The 592-nt window shown below is 69.9% G+C and carries 1 protein-coding gene; it reads right to left on the bottom strand.

Annotation, left to right across the window (positions count from 1 at the left end; genetic code table 11):
* The coding region (locus ABWU78_RS20925) for an Ig-like domain-containing protein (RefSeq protein ID WP_439159397.1) at positions 1-592 on the bottom strand (592 nt) is incomplete at both ends.

The following is a 592-nucleotide window of genomic DNA, read 5'->3' as shown; positions in this document are numbered from 1 at the left end:
TCGCGCTTGCGGCGGGTGTAGCCGAGTCCGAGGCCGGCCAGGCCGAGCAGGCCTGCGGTGGCGGCGGCGCCGGGGGCGACGAGGGGGATGCCGTTCTCGTCCTCGGTGATGGTGATGTTGACGGTGCCGACGGAGGTGTTGCCGTCCTGGTCGGTGATGGTGTAGCTGAACGAGTCGGTGCCGACGTACCCGGGGGCCGGGGTGTAGGTGAAGGTGCCGTCCTCGTTCAGGACCAGGTCACCGTGCCAGGGGCCGGCGCCCGGGCCGGTGACGGTGATGGTGGATCCGTCGGGGATGACGTCGTTGTCCAGGACGTTGCCGGTCAAGGTGGTGTCCTGCACGGTGGTGTACTCGTCGGTGATTGCCTGGAGCTCGTCGGGGCAGGGGTCCCCGGTGGCGGTGTACTCGGCCAGGGTGATGGCGGCGGTGGAGGTCGGGGTGCCGGTCCCGGTGCCGTTGAGCACACCCTGACGGGTGGAGGTGATCGCGGGCTCGGTCACGGTCTGCTCGCACGCGGGCGGGTCGGGGACCTCGGAGGTGAACGCGAACTCGATGAACCCCTGACCACGCGCCACATCCAGAAGATCCAGCG

The sequence above is a fragment of the Cellulosimicrobium sp. CpK407 genome (genome assembly GCF_051844275.1).
GTDB lineage: Bacteria > Actinomycetota > Actinomycetes > Actinomycetales > Cellulomonadaceae > Cellulosimicrobium > Cellulosimicrobium cellulans_G.
The sequence above is the reverse complement of the archived record's forward strand: the minus strand, read 5'-3'. Positions and strand labels throughout refer to the sequence as shown.